Here is a 516-nt window from a genome sequence, read left to right as displayed (position 1 = left end):
CTATCGCCTGCTGTCGATAATCAGGACAATGTGCCAAACGATAAAACCATAATTCAGCCAATAGATCTTGACGATTGTCAGCAAAATTAAATGCTTTGTCTAAATACACTTGCGCCTGAGATTTTTCACCCTTAATTAGCAAAAATTGTGCATAATTGCCATTAGTATTTGTATTATCAGGTTCAATTTCTAAGGATTTTTTATAATACTCTTCTGCTTGATCGTAATTTTTGTGAATATCCTTTAAAAAGAGTGCATAATTGCCATTAGTATTTGCATTATCAGGTTCAAGTTCTAAGGATTTTTTATAATACGCTTCTGCTTGGTCGTAATTTTTACGAATAACCTCTAAAAAGACTGCATAATTGCCATTAGTATTTGCATTATCAGGTTCAAGTTCTAAGGATTTTTTATAATACGCTTCTGCTTGGTCGTAATTTTTACGAATAACCTCTAAAAAGAGTGCATAATTGCCATTAATATTTGCATTATCAGGTTCAAGTTTTAAGGCTTTTT

The 516-nt window shown here is 31.8% G+C and carries 1 protein-coding gene; it reads right to left on the bottom strand.

The window, feature by feature from the left end; translation table 11 throughout:
• On the bottom strand, positions 1-448 hold a 448-nt coding region (locus BBROOKSOX_RS12550), incomplete at its 3' end, for a tetratricopeptide repeat protein (protein ID WP_373896634.1).
• Positions 449-516 lie beyond the last annotated feature (68 nt).

This window comes from bacterium endosymbiont of Bathymodiolus sp. 5 South, assembly GCF_900128535.1.
GTDB lineage: Bacteria > Pseudomonadota > Gammaproteobacteria > PS1 > Pseudothioglobaceae > Thiodubiliella.
The sequence above is the reverse complement of the archived record's forward strand: the minus strand, read 5'-3'. Positions and strand labels throughout refer to the sequence as shown.